Below are 18064 nucleotides of genomic sequence, written 5' to 3'. Positions count from 1 at the left end.
AGCTTAGCTTGCCCATTTTTTGAAAATAAGACACGCATTCACGCCGCCAAAACCAAAGCTATTGCTCATAATCGCATTCAGTTTAGCATCACGTTTTTCAAGTACAAGATCAAAACCTTTTGCACCTTCATCAAGTTCAGTTACGTTGATGTTTGGTGCAATAAAGTCATTTTGCATCATTAATACAGAATAAATCGCTTCGTGTACACCCGCAGCACCTAAGCTGTGACCCGTCATTGACTTCGTCGAGCTAAATGCAGGTACTTGACCTTCACCAAAAGCACGTTCCATAGCTTTTAATTCGGTAATATCGCCAGCAGGGGTTGATGTACCGTGTGTATTTACGTAATCAATCGCATCTACGCCATGTTGTTTCGCTTCATCAAGCGCCATTAAAATACAACGTGTTGCGCCTTCGCCGCTTGGTGCAACCATGTCTGCACCGTCACTGTTTGCTGCATAACCCACCACTTCAGCTAAAATATTTGCACCACGTGCTTGCGCATGTTCTAGTGATTCTAATACTAAAAAGCCGCCGCCGCCTGCAATGACAAAACCGTCACGGTCTGCTGAATATGGACGAGATGCAGTTTCAGGCGAGTCGTTGTATTTAGAACAAAGCGCACCCATCGCATCAAACAATAAACTTTGTGACCAATGATCTTCTTCACCACCACCTGCAAGCATTAAATCTTGTTTGCCTAATTGAATCAGGTTATACGCATAACCAATCGCGTCCGCAGAGGTTGCACAAGCACTGGTAATTGAATGTGCTACACCTTGTAATTTAAATGCCACGCCCACGTTTGCAGTAATCGTATTGGTCATGTTGCGTGGAACAAAGAATGGCCCAACTTTACGTGCGCCTTTGTTTTCCAAAATGTCATTCATTTCAACGACAGACGCAGTTGAACCGCCACCGCTACCACCTGCGATACCGTAACGAGGGTTGCCTTCTAAGTCGGCAGCAGTTAAACCTGCGTGTTCAACAGCAGCAACGGCAGCGTTATAAGCATACATCGCACAAACGCCCATGAAGCGTTTTAATTTGCGGTCGATATTATCAAATTCTTGTTCTGCTGCGGCACTGACATGGCTTTTGAAGTTAAGGTCAGCATATGTTTGATTGAAGCGAGTGCCTGAAACGCCATTTTTTAATGATTCAGTGACTTGTTCTAAAGAGTTACCAATGCATGAGTTAATACCCATACCAGTGATTACAACACGTTTCATCTAAAGATCCCTTAATATGGTGATAATGTCGAGCCAGAGCAGATTAAAAATGCGGACAATCGCTTAAAATATAAGGATGAATGAGCGCACTACTCGTATCGAGAATGCGTTTTATCATAACAGAAAGCGCTTTTAAATCTTATGGCAAATCATATAAGGCTAAGCTGCTTGATAATAATCTCGGCAAAATGCCAATCACTTAACCAAATGATACACAATGCAGTTGAGATAAATGTCGGCTACTTCTAGTATCTACAATAGATTGAAGAAAAAATAACGGAGCGATGTGAATGCCAAAACAGCAGAATGAACATCCACACAGTATGCTAAACCAGACGTTTGGGGTGGCTAAAAAGCTCAGTGGTGCAGGGCAAAAATTTTTAAAGCAACTAAATGCGAGCCAAACTCGCCCAAACTTAAACCCACAAGTAATTGAGGGCTTTGCACAAACACCTGATGCAAATGCGATGTTTAGGCAGGCGGATATACAGCAAATTTTAGGATTATATCTACCGCAACTTTCTCAGCGAATGTTAGGTCGAAATTATGGTCGAGTTTCATTGCTTACAGCAAAATTTTCACCGATTTCAATTTCAGATATTACGGATTATTTGTCGCAGCGCTTAAGTCATTGTGCTGAACAGCTAAGTACGGTAGATCAAGTTTTAGCACAAGCAGGCGCGAAAAATTTAGATGAATTACGTCAAGATTTTGCTCGTTCAGGGCGTTTGAGTCAGGCGTTGCTTGAGCAAAATAAGTGGTTTGCGGCAACACAAGGCGCATTTGCAGCAGTGACGGGTGTGGTGGGTGTTGCGATTGATGTTCCAAGTGTTTTGTTGTTGGCGTTACGTGTAATCTATCAAACAGGGCGTGCCTATGGTTTTGAGCTAAATCAGCAAGAGCGTGACGTGGTGGATGCCATTTTTAAACAAGTCCGCTTCGATTTACTGGCAGAAAAGCAAACTTTATTATTGGGAATGAGCACTTTTGATAAAATGTTGCAACATAACGATATTGTTGAATTACAGCGATTAGCAGGTTCAAGTGCCAATAGTGAATGGCTGAAGAATCTGTTTATAAATGAAGATGGACAGGCAAAATGGTCATGGCTGAATCAACTCCCACGTGTTTCGGTGCTGTCACGGTTGACCCCGCTCATTGCTGCTGGTATTGGTGGCGGATATAATGGACGTTTCATTCAAGATGTTGGGCAAAAGTCACAACATATCTTTTCGGTGGCGCGGGATTATCTGACGCAACATCCTGAACAGAACTTATCAATTTTGGCGGCGTATCAACAAGCTGTGCATGCGGTTGAAGTGCAAACGCCTTTAATTGCCGTACAAACACTTGTACCTGAGCATGATGTAGCACACATAAACAAAGACGTGCCACAGCCAAATAGCGTGGATGATGCTGAAGGTGTAACGACTACATCTTTACGGCAGCTCACGGCAGAGGATGAAACCTTGCCAATGAGCTTGGATGCTGCGAATATTAATGTTGAAAAAGATATCGTCACTCCAACGCAAAAGGTAAAATCAAATAAGCCTCGGACACGTCGTGTTGCTGCGAAAACAACATTATCTAAGTCAAGTTTTACAAAAAATAAAGGGCAAACTGAATCTTAATTTTGTGGTGTGCGGTTGAGAAAACCAAAATTAAGCCCATCTAATCATTTATTCGGGCTATTTTGTTGGTAGAAAGCCGTTGAATATTGACCAATCAAGACTTTTTGCTTACAATTGTTTGCCCTCAAAAAGCGGTAATTTCTTTTTGAGGTTTTTTATTAACGGGAGAATTGCCAAATGGCAACAACGAATCAGTTGATCCGTAAGGGTCGTACAACTTTGATTGAAAAATCAAAAGTTCCTGCGTTGAAGGCTTGTCCACAACGTCGTGGTGTTTGTACACGTGTTTACACAACTACACCTAAAAAACCTAACTCAGCAATGCGTAAAGTTTGCCGTGTTCGCTTAACTTCTGGCTTTGAAGTATCAAGCTATATCGGTGGTGAAGGCCATAACTTACAAGAGCACAGTGTTGTTCTTATCCGTGGTGGTCGTGTTAAAGACTTACCAGGTGTACGTTACCATACCGTTCGTGGTTCATTAGACTGTGCTGGTGTTAAAGATCGTAACCAGTCACGTTCTAAATACGGTACTAAACGTCCTAAGAAATAACCTTAGCCGTTTAAACCAAGCAATCCTTTAGCGTTTCGCTTGTTTGAATTCGTAACAGATTTGTAATTCAAGCGACGTATAGTAAGGCCAGCGTACAGTACATGACACTTGTACAATCTGCTGGATTATCCTGAAGTGTCATATTATTAGGTGTATTAAAATGCCAAGACGTCGCGTAGTCGCTGCTCGTGAGATCCTTCCGGATCCAAAATTCAGTAGCCAAACAATCGCTAAATTCATGAACCACGTAATGCAAGATGGTAAAAAATCTGTTGCTGAAGGTATCGTTTACGGTGCTTTAGAACGTGTTCAAGAAAAAAATAAAGTAGACCCAGTTGAATTTTTCGAGACTACTCTTGAAAAAGTTCGTCCTATGGTCGAAGTAAAAGCACGCCGTGTTGGTGGTGCTACTTATCAAGTTCCTATGGAAGTACGCCCATCCCGTCGTACTGCTTTAGCGATGCGTTGGTTAGTAGATGCTGCTGCTAAGCGTTCTGAGAAAACTATGGCTTTACGTCTTGCTGGCGAGTTGCTTGATGCAGCTGAAGGCAAAGGCTCTGCGATCAAAAAACGTGAAGACGTGCATCGTATGGCTGAAGCGAACAAAGCCTTCTCTCATTACCGTTTCTAAGCGGATAAAACAGTCCCTGATCAGGAGAATACTCATGTGTACAGTTGTTCGATTTAATATCGCACTTTATCCCAACGGGGGCTGTGCGGGTATTTAACCCAGATCTGAGTATTCTTGCGCATCAATTTCATATTGGTGCGTCCTGTTTTAAACATCATATTTAGGAATGTAAGTCATCATGGCTCGTCAAACTCCGATTACTAGTTACCGTAACATCGGTATCTCTGCGCACATCGACGCAGGTAAAACGACAACAACTGAACGTATTTTGTTCTACACAGGTGTATCTCACAAAATTGGTGAAGTACACGATGGTGCAGCAACAATGGACTGGATGGAACAAGAGCAAGAACGTGGTATTACCATTACTTCTGCTGCTACAACTTGTTTCTGGTCTGGTATGGCGAATCAGTTTGGTCAACACCGTATCAACGTAATTGACACCCCAGGACACGTAGACTTCACAATCGAAGTTGAACGTTCTATGCGTGTTCTTGATGGTGCGTGCATGGTTTACTGTGCAGTTGGTGGTGTTCAACCGCAGTCAGAAACTGTATGGCGTCAAGCAAACAAATATAAAGTGCCTCGTTTAGCATTCGTAAACAAGATGGACCGTACTGGTGCCAACTTCTTCCGTGCTGTTGAACAAGTTAAAACTCGTTTAGGTGGTAACCCAGTTCCTATCGTTGTACCAATCGGTGCAGAAGATACTTTCGCTGGTGTTGTTGACTTAATCGAAATGAAAGCGATTATCTGGGATGAAGCATCTCAAGGTATGAAGTTTGAATACGGCGACATTCCTGCTGACCTAGTTGATACTGCTAACGAATGGCGTACTAACATGGTTGAAGCAGCGGCTGAAGCTTCAGAAGAGTTAATGGACAAGTACCTAGAAGAAGGTGATCTTTCTAAAGAAGACATCATCGCAGGTTTACGTGCGCGTACATTAGCATCTGAAATTCAAGTCATGCTTTGTGGTTCTGCGTTCAAAAACAAAGGTGTTCAACGTATGTTGGATGCTGTGATTGAATTCTTACCATCGCCTACAGAAGTTAAAGCAATCGAAGGTATTCTTGACGATAAAGATGAAACTAAAGCATCTCGTGAAGCATCTGACGAAGCTCCGTTCTCTGCGCTTGCGTTCAAAATCATGAACGACAAATTCGTAGGTAACTTAACTTTCGTACGTGTTTATTCTGGTGTACTTAAACAAGGTGACCCAGTATATAACCCTGTGAAATCTAAGCGTGAACGTATCGGCCGTATCGTGCAAATGCACGCGAACGAACGTCAAGATCTTGATGAAATCCGTGCAGGTGATATCGCAGCGTGTGTAGGTCTTAAAGACGTTACTACTGGTGATACATTGTGTGATGAGAAAAACATCATTACGCTTGAGCGTATGGAATTCCCAGAGCCAGTAATTTCATTGGCTGTTGAACCAAAAACTAAAGCTGACCAAGAAAAAATGTCAATCGCTTTAGGTCGTTTGGCGAAAGAAGATCCATCATTCCGCGTTCGTACAGATGAAGAATCTGGTCAAACGATTATTGCGGGTATGGGCGAGCTTCACCTTGACATCATCGTTGACCGTATGAAACGTGAATTCGGTGTTGAAGCGAACATTGGTAAACCAATGGTTGCTTACCGCGAAACAATCAAAAAGACTGTTGAGCAAGAAGGTAAATTCGTACGTCAAACTGGTGGTAAAGGTAAGTTTGGTCACGTATACGTTCGCCTTGAGCCTATGGATGTTGACGAATCTGGTAAAGAATACCAATTCGCTGAAGAAGTTGTTGGTGGTGTTGTACCAAAAGAATTCTTCGGTGCGGTTGATAAGGGTATTCAAGAACGTATGAAGAATGGTGTCTTGGCTGGTTACCCTGTTGTGGGTATCAAAGCGACATTATTCGACGGTTCTTACCACGATGTCGACTCTGACGAATTATCGTTCAAAATGGCAGGTTCTTACGCGTTCCGTGATGGTTTCATGAAAGCAGATCCAATCTTGCTTGAACCAATCATGAAAGTTGAAGTAGAAACTCCAGAAGACTACATGGGCGATATCATGGGTGACTTAAACCGTCGTCGTGGTATGGTTCAAGGTATGGACGATTTACCTGGTGGTACTAAAGCAATTAAAGCAGAAGTTCCATTGGCTGAGATGTTTGGTTACGCGACTCAAATGCGTTCTATGTCTCAAGGTCGTGCGACATACTCTATGGAATTTGCTAAATATGCTGAAACTCCACGTAACGTGGCTGAAGGCATCATTTCTAAGTTCCAGTCTGGCGGTAAAAAAGGTGACGACGAGTAATCTTTCGATTACTATATTGCCTAACTAATTTTTAGTTTAAAACCTATTGCTCATGAGCGATCCTCATGAGCAGTTTAAAAAGGAAGATCTCATGGCTAAGGCTAAGTTTGAACGTAATAAACCACACGTAAACGTGGGCACAATTGGTCACGTTGACCATGGTAAAACAACTTTAACAGCTGCAATTGCAACAATCTGTGCAAAACACCACGGTGGTGAAGCGAAAGATTACTCGCAAATCGACTCAGCTCCAGAAGAAAAAGCACGTGGTATTACAATTAATACTTCACACGTAGAATACGATTCTCCAATCCGTCACTACGCTCACGTAGACTGCCCGGGCCACGCCGATTATGTTAAAAACATGATTACTGGTGCTGCTCAAATGGACGGCGCGATCCTTGTATGTGCTGCGACCGATGGTCCAATGCCACAAACTCGTGAACACATCCTACTTTCTCGTCAGGTTGGTGTACCGTACATCGTTGTATTCTTAAACAAATGTGACCTTGTAGACGACGAAGAATTACTTGAATTAGTAGAAATGGAAGTTCGTGAACTTCTTTCTACTTATGACTTCCCAGGTGATGACACTCCAATCATCCGTGGTTCAGCTTTACAAGCATTGAACGGCAGCGCTGACCAATATGGCGAGCCAGCAGTTCTTGCACTTGTAGAAGCGCTTGACTCTTACATTCCAGAGCCAGAACGTGCAATCGACAAAGCATTCTTAATGCCAATCGAAGACGTATTCTCTATTTCTGGTCGTGGTACAGTTGTAACTGGCCGTGTAGAATCAGGTATCGTTAAAGTTGGTGAATCAGTTGAAATCGTGGGTATCCGTGATACTCAAACTACAACTGTTACTGGCGTTGAAATGTTCCGTAAACTTCTTGACGAAGGTCGTGCGGGCGAGAACTGTGGTGTTCTTCTTCGTGGTACTAAGCGTGAAGACGTACAACGTGGTCAAGTACTTGCTAAACCAGGTACAATCAAGCCGCATACTAAATTCGACGCAGAAGTATATGTACTTTCTAAAGACGAAGGTGGTCGTCATACTCCGTTCCTTAACGGTTACCGTCCACAATTCTATTTCCGTACAACTGACGTAACTGGTGCGATCCAGTTGAAAGAAGGCGTTGAAATGGTAATGCCAGGTGACAACGTTGAAATGTCAGTAGAATTAATCCACCCAATCGCAATGGACCCAGGTCTACGTTTTGCGATCCGTGAAGGTGGTCGTACTGTAGGTGCTGGTGTTGTTGCGAAAGTAATTGCATAATCACTGAAAAGTAAAAAAACGCTCCTTACGGGGCGTTTTTTTATAGCAAAAATTATTTTTTGAATGAAACTAGGTAAGTAATTTATGTCTCTTATTCGTTTGATGCAAAATGCAGATGTCCAGCGAGTACATCAAATTGAAGTACAGGCACAGACGCACCCATGGACTTATCAGCAATTTGCTGATGCTGTTGAAAGCTATCAAAGTACAGTGGTTGAAATGGCGGGTCAGGTGGTGGGCTTTTGTATTTTACAGCCTGTTGTAGACGAAGCAAATTTATTATTGATGGCAATTGATCCGAGTCAGCAGGGCAAAGGCTTAGGTTTTTTATTATTAGAACAATCGATTGCATTGCTCAAAAATAATCCCGTACAGATTTTTTTAGAAGTCCGTGAAAGTAATCTTGCTGCAATTGCGTTGTATGAAAAGTCGGGTTTTCATCAAATTGATGTGCGTAAAAATTATTACCCACAGCAAAATGGTGGTCGTGAGCACGCCATTATTATGGTGAAAGCTTGTAGTGATGATTTTGCAGCATTATTTGCCAAGTAAATGCTGCAAAACTTATTTAATAATGTTTTTCCATTCCGTAGGTAAAATAGTCATAAACGATTCACCCAATTGTTGAATTTGTGTTGTTGATAGTGCTTGATTGAGTCGTCGCCATTGCCCATCAATAAGTAATTCAAATGGAATGTATTGGCATTTGTAATTCATTTTTTTAGCATGGGGAACCCAATAGCCTAAATAAACAAAATCTAGACCAAGTTCTTGAGCATATTCAATTTGTTTGAGTACCGCAAATACACCTAAAGAACGGCGCTCGAAGTCGGGATCGAAAAAGGTATAAACGGCAGATAAGCCATCATCTAAATGGTCGCAAGTGGAAACACAAATCAGTTGATCCTCTTGCCAAAGTTCTAAAAAGAAACTGTCAGTGCAGCTATGCATTAAAAACTTTTCGAACTGTTCTTGGCTTGGTGGATACATATCGCCATCATGGTGGCGTAAGCAAATATAGCGCTCGTAGAGTTGGTAATGTATAGCACTTGCATCTTCTGGGCGGGTGATTTTAACCGTGAGGTTTTGATTACGCTTCCATGCTTTTTTTTGCTGACTATTCATTTTGAAATGATCAACAGGAACACGGCAGGATAAACATTGGCGACATAAATGACATTCGGGGCGATAAACAAAATCACCACTACGTCGAAAACCATTGCGTGATAATTCTGACAAGGTGAGTACATCAATTCGCTGTGCGGGGTCTAAAAAGACCATTCGTGCAGAACGATGATCAAGATAACTACAATTGTGTGGTGGGGTAATATAGTATTGCAAGTCGTTCAAAAGGGGTGCTGGACGATATGAATTCATGTTTTTCCCTCCTGAATTTTAGATTTATGCGAAAATTTGTTGATTTATTGCAAGCTGTTTAGAAAAAAATACACTGTCTTGATACTTTTTCCAATCTATATTTGGCTGTTTTATTACATTAGATAAAGAATTTAAGTATTCGGCACGGGAAATGCAGCTTGCACCAAGACTAAGTAAATGATCGTTTTCAAGCTGACAGTCAATCCATGGCAATTTTTCATGTTGCGCCAGTAGCATAAGCGTATAAAAAGCCATTTTAGAAACATCAGTAGCATGACTAAACATAGACTCGCCAAAGCAACCGTGTCCAAGACTTACCCCATATAAGCCACCAATCAAGTTTTGCTGATGATCCCAAACTTCAACACTATAAGCATAACCTTGCTTAAATAACTGTGTATAACCTTGAATGATATCTTCGCTAATCCATGTTTCATCTGCATAAACACGGGGCAAAGCACAATTGCGAATAACTTTTTCAAAAGCATGATTAATCGTGATTCTATAATCGTGCTTTTTCATATTTCGGACTAATGACTTACTCGGCTGAAATTGTTCAGGGTAAATCACACAGCGCGGTTCGGGACACCACCAACAAATGGGTTCACCTTCGTTAAACCATGGAAATAAGCCTTGGCTATAGGCTTGAAGTAAGGTCGAGGGCTGTAAATCTCCACCGATGCAAATCAGCCCTTGTCCGTCAGGATCTGTAAGTTTGGGGTTAGGGAAATCATAATGACTTAAAAACATAAAGATACACATGTTGATTTAACATTTAAATCTATCATAACTGAAAAAAAACCAATGCAGACAATCGTTTGTTGTTTAAAAAAGAGTCGGTTATGGCATGTATTCTGCATAACAAAACCAAGTTCTCCCAGTCTTAGGTTTTTTATCATGCATGTCATCAAAAAATCATTATTTTTACAGGTCGTCATTGCACTCATTTTGGGTGGTTTGGTTGGTTTTTTCTTTCCGCAGTTTGCTAAAGATTTCCAAATTTTGGGCGATGCCTTTGTTAAATTAGTCAAAATGTTGATTGCGCCATTGGTTTTTTGTGTGGTGGTATTGGGTATTTATGGGGCAGGCGACTTAAAAAAAGCAGGCAAAGTGGGGTTAAAAACCATCATTTATTTTGAAGTGATGACATCTATTGCACTGTTGCTGGGCATTGCAGTGGCTTATATTTTTAAACCAGGCGAAGGTATGCATATTGATGTGCACAGTTTAGATGCAGCAAGTTTAAGTAAATATAATGAAAATACCCATATTATTACCAGTTTTTCTGATTTCTTATTAAATTTGATTCCTCAGACCGCTGTTGGTGCATTTACGGGGGCGGAAGTTCTGCAGGTGGTGGTATTTGCGATTATTTTTGGTATTGCGTTATCGCATTTGCCAAAAGAAGTCAAAGACCCTGTTGCATCAGCCATTGATAAAGTTTCACAAGTAATTTTCAAGATGATGGGGCTAATTGTGAAGCTTGCACCGATTGGCGTGTTTGGTGCAGTGGCATTTACCGTGGGTAAATATGGTGTCGCATCGTTAATGAACCTCGGTTATTTGGTGGTGTTGTATTATGCCTGTGTGATTTTCTTTGTCGTGGTCATTTTAGGCGGCATTTTACGCTTATTTGGTTTTAATATTTTTAAACTGATGCGTTATTTAAAAGAAGAAGTTTTAGTGGTGTGTGGCACAGCATCATCAGATTCAGTTTTGCCACAAGTGATGGAGAAATTGACCAAACTTGGCATTAAAAATACCACAGTTAGCTTGGTTGTGCCATCTGGTTATTCATTTAACTTAGATGGTTTTTCTATTTATTTAACTCTTGCTGTGGTGTTTATTGCACAGGCAACGGGTACACCATTATCTTTTCACGATTTGATTGTGATTTTGCTGATTACTTTATTTACTTCAAAAGGGGCACATGGCATTCCTGCATCGGCGATTGTGGTCTTAGCTGCGACTTTAAATAGTTTCCCTGCAATTCCTGCGGTGGGTTTGGTACTTATTTTGTCGATTGATTGGATTATTGGGATTATTCGTGCCGTGAGTAATCTCATTGGTAACTGTGTTGCAGCAGTGGTAATTGGTGCATGGGAAAAAGATTTAGACATTGAGCAAGCACATCAAATGTTAAATCATCCTGAATTGGCTAAACAATCGGCTGTTTTAGATTCTGAGCTAGTTTTGCCTTTTCCTGTGGCAAAAGATTTAAACTAATGCTGAAAAATTGAATAAAAAAAGCAGCCAAAGCTGCTTTTTTTATGGTTTAAAATAAACTTATTTTTTAAGGTCTAAATAAGCATCGGCATCTAATGCTGCCATACAGCCTGCGGCGGCTGATGTAATGGCTTGACGGTAAACTTGGTCGGCAACGTCACCGGCGGCAAATACACCTTCAATAGAAGTTGCGGTTGCATTGCCTTTAATGCCACTGTTTACCACAATGTAGCCATCTTTAAGTTCAAGTTGACCTTGGAAAATTTCAGTATTTGGTTTGTGGCCAATTGCAATAAATAAACCTTGGGCATCAATTTGTTGAGTTGAATCATCTTGGGTTGATTTTAAGCGAACGCCTGTAACACCAGTAGTGTCACCCAAAACTTCATCGACCTGATGATTCCAAACAATTGAAATTTTGCCTTCTTTTTCTTTGGCAAATAAATGGTCTTGCAAGATTTTTTCAGAACGTAGGCTGTCGCGGCGATGTACTAAAGTTACATGTGCAGCAATGTTTGAAAGATATAGTGCTTCTTCAACTGCGGTGTTACCACCACCGACAACGACTACATTTTGGTTCTTATAGAAGAAGCCATCACAGGTTGCGCAGGCACTTACGCCTTGACCCATAAATTTTTGTTCAGACTCAAGCCCTAAATATTGTGCTGTTGCACCTGTTGCAATAATCAGCGCATCACAGCTATATTCGCCCATGTCGCCTTTTAGCACAAATGGACGCGTGTTTAAATCAACGGCATTAATATAGTCATAAACCAATTCTGTGCCAAAACGTTCTGCATGGGCTTGCATTTGCTCCATAAGTGCAGGGCCAGTTAAACCTTCCGCACCGCCTGGCCAGTTGTCGACTTCTGTGGTGGTGGTGAGCTGGCCACCTAATTGTAAGCCTGCAATTAAGGTTGGCTTTAAATTGGCACGTGCTGCGTAAACTGCTGCACTATAACCCGCAGGGCCAGAACCTAAAATAATTAAACGTGAATGACGCGCAGTCATACAGATTTCCTTTTATAATCGAAATTGAGAAAAATTATACGTGAAATAGGGAGAGTTTTGGATAGATTCGATGTCGGTATTATTGATCATCTAAATCGAATTCAACTATATAAAACACTAACAAACATTCAGCATTCTACTGCATCTTTTTTTATAGAACAGGTGCATAATATAAAGATTTATTGATTGAAAGAAGTAAATGTGCTTATTTCAATATTTTCCATTGGTTAAATTAAGACAGGACAGTATATGACTGCGGTGTCGAGTGTATATGCACAGCGCTTACTCATCACATTATTTTTGGTGTCGTTCGGAATTTATCTGTTTTTAGCGACAGTGACGTATACACCATTTGATCCGGGTTGGATGCATATTTCAAGTGATACCCAACAAGTCTCGAATGCCAGTGGTGTTGCCGGTGCATGGATTGCCGATCTATTATTTGGCTTTTTAGGCTGGGCAAGTTTGTTATTGCCGCTGTTCTTTTTTATTGAAGCGATTCAAGTATGGTGGCCACGTAGTTTTTTAAGTCGTCCGTTTCGTTATGCCGCACAATTTTTTATTGTTTTGGCGACTGCAAGCATTCTGTATTTATTTTGGAACGTCCCTAGTGATGCGTTAGAGAATGCTTCAGGGGGGATTATTGGCTATGAACTTGGCGGTAGTCTTGCCGCTTTAGCCACAATCTATGGTGCAAGTGCATTTTTATTGTTGCTACTTGTGACGTTGGTTACCCTTGCATTTGGGATCCAATGGAATAAAACATGGGCAACCTTAAAAGTTACGCCTAAATATTTACAAGATTTATTTTATAAAAATGTGCCTGAAAGCGAGGCAGATTACGATTTAACCACAAAATCATCAACACCACAGGTGGTCGTTGAACAGGTTGCAACTGCGCCAACACAAACAGAGCCGACAACTGAAACGCAGAAAACCAATACCAAAGCACCACAAAATTCGGCAGCCGCAGAACATTTATTTGATCGCTTGGTCAATGAATCATCCGGTCAAGCTCAAGCTGTTACGCCATTAAGAGCAATTGATGATGCTGAATTTGAAAAGACCTTAGAAAAAGCCCATCGTTTAACGCAAACACCGCCACAAACACAAAATATTGCGACAGGTGAGGTGTGGCGTGCGCTTGACCATCAAAAGGTTGAATTACAAGAACAAGAAATTGATGCTTTATTAAAAGCTGCGCAAGATCAGCAATTAGAATCTAATACACCACATCATGTGAAAACGGTACAAGACTTATCTCACGCTGAAGCAAATGGCACATATAAGTCCGATTTAGATTGGGATGATGATCAAGTTTTTGACGACTTATTGGCTGCTGTTCCGAATACGAAAATTGCAACCGATGTGCATCAGCCTTTTGTTACCGAAGCTGAAGAAATTAGCAAAGCATCTCGCACAACGACTGTACATGACGAGCCAATTGCTGATATTGAAAAGTTATTGGCGATGGACCGAAATACGCCTGAACCATCGCAGGGATTAGAGATTGAACTTGAGCCTGAGCAGAATCAAGCTACAGCACCACGTGTTGCGAGCAGTTATGCGCAGTCGAGTTCTTTTGTGAATGCGCAAATTCAAACTAATATTGTAAAACCTGAATTATCTAAAGAACAATTTATTGAAGCTTGGCAGGAAACTGCAGGTAAGCCAGAGCCAGAAGATGAATTTGATTTTGATGCACCTTTAACCGATGCCTCAGGTCGACCAATGTCACGCGCGATGCAAATTGCAAATAAGCGCCGTGATTTACCGACTCTACCTTCAACCGATTTGCTCGATAACGTTGATCCAAATAAAAAGGTTAACTTTACCGCAGAACAATTGTCCCGCCTGTCAGAATTACTTGAAATTAAACTACAAGAATTTAATGTGAAAGCCAAAGTTGTTGAGGCACAGCCGGGGCCTGTGGTAACGCGTTTTGAACTTGATTTGGCACCAGGGGTAAAAGCCTCAAAAGTCACCAATATTTCTCGTGATTTAGCCCGTTCAATGTCGATGGCATCGGTGCGTGTGGTTGAGGTTATTCCGGGTAAACCCTATATTGGTATTGAAGTCCCAAATAGTTCGCGTGAAATGGTGCGCTTAATTGAATTGTTAGATACACCAAGTTACCGTGACCCGAATAATTTAATTAGCATGGCGATGGGTAAAGACATTTCGGGGAATCCTGTATTAACTGATCTTGCCAAAGCACCGCATATGTTGGTGGCAGGAACCACAGGTTCGGGTAAGTCGGTTGCAGTAAACTCGATGATTCTGTCGATGTTACTTAAATATACCCCCGACCAATTACGTTTAATCTTAATTGATCCTAAACAGCTTGAATTGGCAAACTATAACGATATTCCTCATCTATTGACACCTGTCGTAACCGACATGAAAGATGCTGTGAGCGCATTAAATTGGTGTGTGAACGAAATGGAACGCCGTTATAAGCTGATGTCTTTTTTAAAAATTCGTAAACTGAGCGATTACAACCGTAAAGTTGAAGAAGCACAGGCCAATGGCGAGGACTTAATTGATCCAACATGGAAGCCAAGCGATTCTGCGGTGCAAGAACGTGCACCACGCTTGCAGCCATTACCATCGATTGTGATTGTGGCAGATGAATTTGCCGATATGATCATGCAAGTGGGCAAAAAAGCCGAAGAAATGATTACCCGTTTGGCACAAAAATCGCGTGCGGCGGGCATTCATTTGTTACTTGCTACCCAACGTCCATCGGTCGATGTCATCACAGGTTTAATTAAAGCCAATATTCCAACTCGTGTGGCATTACGCGTAAACAGTAAAATTGATTCGCGGACGATTTTAGATGCGGGCGGGGCAGAGGACTTACTGGGTCATGGTGATATGCTGTTTTTAGGCCCAGGTAAAATTGAACCTGAACGTGTGCATGGCGCATTTATTGGCGATGACGAAGTCAATCGTATTTGTGACGCATGGCGTGAACGTGGTGAACCCAATTATGTCGATGAAATTTTAACGCCGTATGATGAAGAACCGACATCGCGTGGTTTCGAAGAAGGCGATGCCGATCCAAGTCGCGATGCACTGTATGACCAATGTGTCTCTTTTGTGCTTGATACACGAAAAGTTTCAGTATCATCTTTACAACGTAAATTTAGTTTGGGCTATAACCGTGCTGCGCGAATTGTTGACCAAATGGAAGAAAATGGCATTGTGAGTAGTATGGGTGCAAATGGTAAACGTGATATTTTAGTTTAACTCATACTGATTTGAAAAAGCCTGATGAATGATCAGGCTTTTTCAAATTGACTTAAAGCTTAAAATGAATTTTTGTTATAAGAATAGCAGAGGGAAAAATGATTACTGCATTGTTAACATTGGTTTTTATCCATTTTTGTGCCTTGATTACCCCTGGGCCAGATTTTTTTCTGGTATCACAAACGGCAATTAGTCGTTCACGTCGTCAGGCTGTATTGGTTGTGATTGGTATTACCGTTGCTGTGATGACATGGGCAACGTTGGCATTGTTAGGTTTGAATATCATTTTTGAAAAAATGGTATGGCTTAAACAAGTGCTATTGGTTGTTGGTGGGCTTTATTTATGTTGGTTAGGTCTACAAATGTTACGTTCTGCTTTTGCTAAAAAAACCGAAGCAACTGAAGTGGTAGTGCTTGAACTACCACAAAGCGATATGAAATTTTTCTTAAAAGGCTTGTTAACGAACTTATCTAATCCGAAAGCTGTGATTTATTTTGGTAGCGTATTTTCATTATTTTTAGCGAATCCTGCTTTAGATCATTTACATTGGTTATTGTTTATTATCATATCCGTTGAAACCTTGTTGTGGTTTTTGTTTGTGGTTTTTATTTTTTCATTACCAAGTTTCAAAATGGCATATCAGAATGCAGCCAAATGGATTGATGGTATTTCAGGTGGGATTTTTACCACATTTGGCTTGTATTTAATTACTCATCGTTAAAAATAATCCAATTAAAATAGCCTGCAATTGCAGGCTATTTAAAAATTTGATGCATGTTCAAATATATTTAAGCCAACTTTTGTAGCACCGCTAAAAATTCAGTACTTTGTCGAGGATATTCAGCAATCACATCAGTGATCGTTTGACCTTCTACATTTTTTGCATTGATGTCACGTCCATCTGCTTTAAATTGTGTGAGTAGACGTTCAAAATCGAAAGCACGCATGTGTTTAAAGGCATTATAAAGAACGTGAAAATCGGTATTTACGCCTTGTGGTGGTAAATGATTCAAGTAGGCAAATACACGCTCATCTGACCATTCTTCATTGAAAGTTGCAGGTTGTGATACAGCCATTGCTTGATCCTCACGGGCGATAATAAAATGGGGGAAATCTTAGCGATTTCAATTTACGTAGCTAGATGCTTTGTCGTATGACGAAGTAAAGCTTTATTGCTAAATGAGCTGACTTTAAATATGGCGATGCATCTTGAAGTTGAGCAAAGCATTATGTCGATTTTCAGTCATTCAAAGCACAGCTTATGATCTTGCGGCTGGATAAAGCATTAAGTTTATTCCAGCCACTCGAAGCATAGCTTCTCATCTTGCGGCTGGGCAAAGCGTTGCTTTGCTGATCCAGCCTCATATTTTGCCTTGAATTATGTCTGTTGGCTAATCAGAATTGAAATTAATGCTCTTCAGGTAAATTGATATTCATTTCAAGCATTTCAATATTTGCTTCAGAACGAACTTGCATTTGAATATGCTTTTCATCAACACCACTCACGTAGCGCCCAACAACCTGCATAATTTCTGTTTTCATTTGATTAATTTTGTCTTGGCTTAAACGACGACCAAGTCCTTGTTCCGAGGCAACAATAACTTTTAAACGGTCTTTTGCAACCTGTGCGCTTGATGTTTTATCATCGCTACCAAAGAGTTTGCTCCAGAATCCTGCCATGATTATGCTCCAAATAAACGGGCTAGCCAGCCTTTTTGTTTGACCGTAATGTGACGATAAGGACGATCTTCACCTAAGAAACGCGCAACAAGGTCATCATATGCCTGACCTGCATTTGTTTCTGTATATAAAACAACAGGCTTACCTTCATTTGATGCTTGTAATACGCTTGGGCATTCAGGAATAACGCCGAGTGTTGGAATCCTTAAAATATCTTTCGAGATATCATCAATCGTCAACATTTCTTGTTTATCGGCACGTTCAGGGTTGAAACGAGTAATACACAAATGTTTGCGAATGCGACCTTCATTTTGTTCTACTTTTTTGGTTTTGCTATCAAGCATACCAATAATACGGTCTGAGTCACGTACAGATGAAATTTCAGGGTTAGTCACAATAATGGCTTCATCAGCATGGTACATGGCTAAAATTGCACCACGCTCAATCCCTGCAGGTGAGTCACAAACAATATAATCAAACTCTTGTGCAAGTTCATTCATAACCCGTTCTACACCTTCATCGCTTAACGCATCTTTGTCGCGTGTTTGCGAAGCAGGTAGAATGTATAAGTTTTCAATATCTTTATCGCGAATTAATGCTTGTTGCAAACGTGCTTCGTTATTAATCACATTCACAAAATCATAAACTACGCGGCGTTCACAGCCCATGATTAAATCTAGGTTACGTAAACCCACATCAAAATCAATGACCACAGTTTTGTGGCCACGTAAGGCTAAGCCTGTAGCAAACGATGCACTTGTTGTAGTTTTACCTACACCACCTTTGCCTGAAGTTACGACAACAATTTTGGCCACCGAATCCGCTCCTATTTGGTCATCTGTTTTTCAAAATATTTAACGACATTTAAAAT

16 protein-coding genes are annotated in these 18064 nt (G+C 40.9%); 9 read left to right on the top strand and 7 right to left on the bottom strand.

The window, feature by feature from the left end:
• Nucleotides 1-3: 3 nt before the first annotated feature.
• A complete protein-coding gene (locus FXN70_RS10075; RefSeq protein ID WP_324647326.1) occupies nucleotides 4-1233 on the bottom strand; it encodes a beta-ketoacyl synthase N-terminal-like domain-containing protein in 1230 nt (409 codons plus the stop codon).
• 290 nt (nucleotides 1234-1523) lie between these two features.
• Between FXN70_RS10075 and FXN70_RS10070 the strand changes: the two genes are divergently transcribed.
• From FXN70_RS10070 to rimI, 6 genes are all read left to right on the top strand, one after another.
• Nucleotides 1524-2864 (top strand): EcsC family protein, encoded by a 1341-nt coding sequence (locus tag FXN70_RS10070; RefSeq protein ID WP_324647325.1) that lies wholly within the window; start codon nucleotides 1524-1526, stop codon nucleotides 2862-2864.
• Between the two features lie 177 nt (nucleotides 2865-3041).
• On the top strand, nucleotides 3042-3416 hold the full coding sequence (gene rpsL / locus FXN70_RS10065; protein WP_004648013.1) for a 30S ribosomal protein S12: 375 nt from the start codon (nucleotides 3042-3044) through the stop codon (nucleotides 3414-3416).
• A 160-nt stretch (nucleotides 3417-3576) separates the two neighbouring features.
• Entirely contained in the window at nucleotides 3577-4047 is a 471-nt protein-coding gene (rpsG, locus tag FXN70_RS10060; protein WP_003653285.1) for a 30S ribosomal protein S7, read from the top strand.
• 178 nt (nucleotides 4048-4225) lie between these two features.
• Nucleotides 4226-6364, top strand: a complete 2139-nt coding sequence (fusA, locus tag FXN70_RS10055) for an elongation factor G (RefSeq protein WP_324647324.1) — start codon at nucleotides 4226-4228, stop codon at nucleotides 6362-6364.
• Nucleotides 6365-6455: 91 nt separating this feature from the next.
• The gene (gene tuf / locus FXN70_RS10050; protein ID WP_324647323.1) at nucleotides 6456-7646 is read left to right on the top strand and encodes an elongation factor Tu; all 1191 of its coding nucleotides are present in this window, start codon (nucleotides 6456-6458) and stop codon (nucleotides 7644-7646) included.
• An 84-nt stretch (nucleotides 7647-7730) separates the two neighbouring features.
• Nucleotides 7731-8198 carry a ribosomal protein S18-alanine N-acetyltransferase gene (rimI, locus tag FXN70_RS10045; protein ID WP_324647322.1) on the top strand — a complete coding sequence of 156 codons (468 nt, stop codon included), beginning with the start codon at nucleotides 7731-7733 and terminating at the stop codon, nucleotides 8196-8198.
• Between the two features lie 12 nt (nucleotides 8199-8210).
• Here rimI and FXN70_RS10040 read toward each other — a convergent pair whose 3' ends face one another.
• Both FXN70_RS10040 and aat read right to left on the bottom strand, forming a co-directional pair.
• On the bottom strand, nucleotides 8211-9023 hold the full coding sequence (locus FXN70_RS10040) for an arginyltransferase (RefSeq protein WP_324647321.1): 813 nt from the start codon (nucleotides 9021-9023) through the stop codon (nucleotides 8211-8213).
• Nucleotides 9024-9047: 24 nt separating this feature from the next.
• Nucleotides 9048-9773, bottom strand: a complete 726-nt coding sequence (aat, locus tag FXN70_RS10035) for a leucyl/phenylalanyl-tRNA--protein transferase (RefSeq protein ID WP_324647320.1) — start codon at nucleotides 9771-9773, stop codon at nucleotides 9048-9050.
• 147 nt (nucleotides 9774-9920) lie between these two features.
• On the opposite strand from aat, the gene dctA reads away from it, so the two are divergent.
• On the top strand, nucleotides 9921-11249 hold the full coding sequence (dctA, locus tag FXN70_RS10030) for a C4-dicarboxylate transporter DctA (protein WP_420714405.1): 1329 nt from the start codon (nucleotides 9921-9923) through the stop codon (nucleotides 11247-11249).
• A 60-nt stretch (nucleotides 11250-11309) separates the two neighbouring features.
• Here the strand turns inward: dctA and trxB are convergent, their stop codons facing one another.
• On the bottom strand, nucleotides 11310-12260 hold the full coding sequence (gene trxB, locus FXN70_RS10025; RefSeq protein WP_324647319.1) for a thioredoxin-disulfide reductase: 951 nt from the start codon (nucleotides 12258-12260) through the stop codon (nucleotides 11310-11312).
• Between the two features lie 249 nt (nucleotides 12261-12509).
• Here trxB and FXN70_RS10020 point away from each other — a divergent pair, with 249 nt between their 5' ends.
• Both FXN70_RS10020 and rhtC read left to right on the top strand, forming a co-directional pair.
• Nucleotides 12510-15512: a DNA translocase FtsK gene (locus FXN70_RS10020; protein ID WP_324647318.1), complete on the top strand. Its 3003-nt coding sequence runs from the start codon at nucleotides 12510-12512 to the stop codon at nucleotides 15510-15512.
• A gap of 98 nt (nucleotides 15513-15610) precedes the next feature.
• Nucleotides 15611-16234 carry a threonine export protein RhtC gene (gene rhtC, locus FXN70_RS10015; protein WP_324647317.1) on the top strand — a complete coding sequence of 208 codons (624 nt, stop codon included), beginning with the start codon at nucleotides 15611-15613 and terminating at the stop codon, nucleotides 16232-16234.
• Between the two features lie 67 nt (nucleotides 16235-16301).
• On the opposite strand, the gene FXN70_RS10010 is transcribed toward rhtC, so the two are convergent.
• The 3 genes from FXN70_RS10010 to minD form a co-directional block, all read right to left on the bottom strand.
• Complete coding sequence (locus FXN70_RS10010; RefSeq protein ID WP_324647316.1) at nucleotides 16302-16589, bottom strand: PA4642 family protein; 288 nt, start codon at nucleotides 16587-16589, stop codon at nucleotides 16302-16304.
• 331 nt (nucleotides 16590-16920) lie between these two features.
• Nucleotides 16921-17193 carry a cell division topological specificity factor MinE gene (minE, locus tag FXN70_RS10005; RefSeq protein WP_324647315.1) on the bottom strand — a complete coding sequence of 91 codons (273 nt, stop codon included), beginning with the start codon at nucleotides 17191-17193 and terminating at the stop codon, nucleotides 16921-16923.
• Nucleotides 17194-17195: 2 nt separating this feature from the next.
• Complete coding sequence (gene minD / locus FXN70_RS10000) at nucleotides 17196-18008, bottom strand: septum site-determining protein MinD (protein ID WP_324647314.1); 813 nt, start codon at nucleotides 18006-18008, stop codon at nucleotides 17196-17198.
• Nucleotides 18009-18064 lie beyond the last annotated feature (56 nt).

Origin of the sequence: Acinetobacter sp. MD2 (genome assembly GCF_035615575.1) — a bacterium.
Lineage (GTDB): Bacteria > Pseudomonadota > Gammaproteobacteria > Pseudomonadales > Moraxellaceae > Acinetobacter.
This window is presented reverse-complemented; position numbering and strand designations above follow the sequence as displayed.

Excerpts from the sequence above, each read along its gene's own strand:
- rimI (WP_324647322.1), top strand. The coding sequence starts at position 7,731 with ATGTCTCTTATTCGTTTGATGCAAAATGCAGATGTCCAGCGAGTACAT.
- FXN70_RS10020 (WP_324647318.1), top strand. The coding sequence starts at position 12,510 with ATGACTGCGGTGTCGAGTGTATATGCACAGCGCTTACTCATCACATTA.
- aat (WP_324647320.1), bottom strand. The coding sequence starts at position 9,773 with ATGTTTTTAAGTCATTATGATTTCCCTAACCCCAAACTTACAGATCCT.
- fusA (WP_324647324.1), top strand. The coding sequence starts at position 4,226 with ATGGCTCGTCAAACTCCGATTACTAGTTACCGTAACATCGGTATCTCT.
- dctA (WP_420714405.1), top strand. The coding sequence starts at position 9,921 with ATGCATGTCATCAAAAAATCATTATTTTTACAGGTCGTCATTGCACTC.
- FXN70_RS10010 (WP_324647316.1), bottom strand. The coding sequence starts at position 16,589 with ATGGCTGTATCACAACCTGCAACTTTCAATGAAGAATGGTCAGATGAG.
- minE (WP_324647315.1), bottom strand. The coding sequence starts at position 17,193 with ATGGCAGGATTCTGGAGCAAACTCTTTGGTAGCGATGATAAAACATCA.
- FXN70_RS10040 (WP_324647321.1), bottom strand. The coding sequence starts at position 9,023 with ATGAATTCATATCGTCCAGCACCCCTTTTGAACGACTTGCAATACTAT.
- FXN70_RS10075 (WP_324647326.1), bottom strand. The coding sequence starts at position 1,233 with ATGAAACGTGTTGTAATCACTGGTATGGGTATTAACTCATGCATTGGT.
- rpsG (WP_003653285.1), top strand. The coding sequence starts at position 3,577 with ATGCCAAGACGTCGCGTAGTCGCTGCTCGTGAGATCCTTCCGGATCCA.
- rpsL (WP_004648013.1), top strand. The coding sequence starts at position 3,042 with ATGGCAACAACGAATCAGTTGATCCGTAAGGGTCGTACAACTTTGATT.
- tuf (WP_324647323.1), top strand. The coding sequence starts at position 6,456 with ATGGCTAAGGCTAAGTTTGAACGTAATAAACCACACGTAAACGTGGGC.
- rhtC (WP_324647317.1), top strand. The coding sequence starts at position 15,611 with ATGATTACTGCATTGTTAACATTGGTTTTTATCCATTTTTGTGCCTTG.
- FXN70_RS10070 (WP_324647325.1), top strand. The coding sequence starts at position 1,524 with ATGCCAAAACAGCAGAATGAACATCCACACAGTATGCTAAACCAGACG.
- trxB (WP_324647319.1), bottom strand. The coding sequence starts at position 12,260 with ATGACTGCGCGTCATTCACGTTTAATTATTTTAGGTTCTGGCCCTGCG.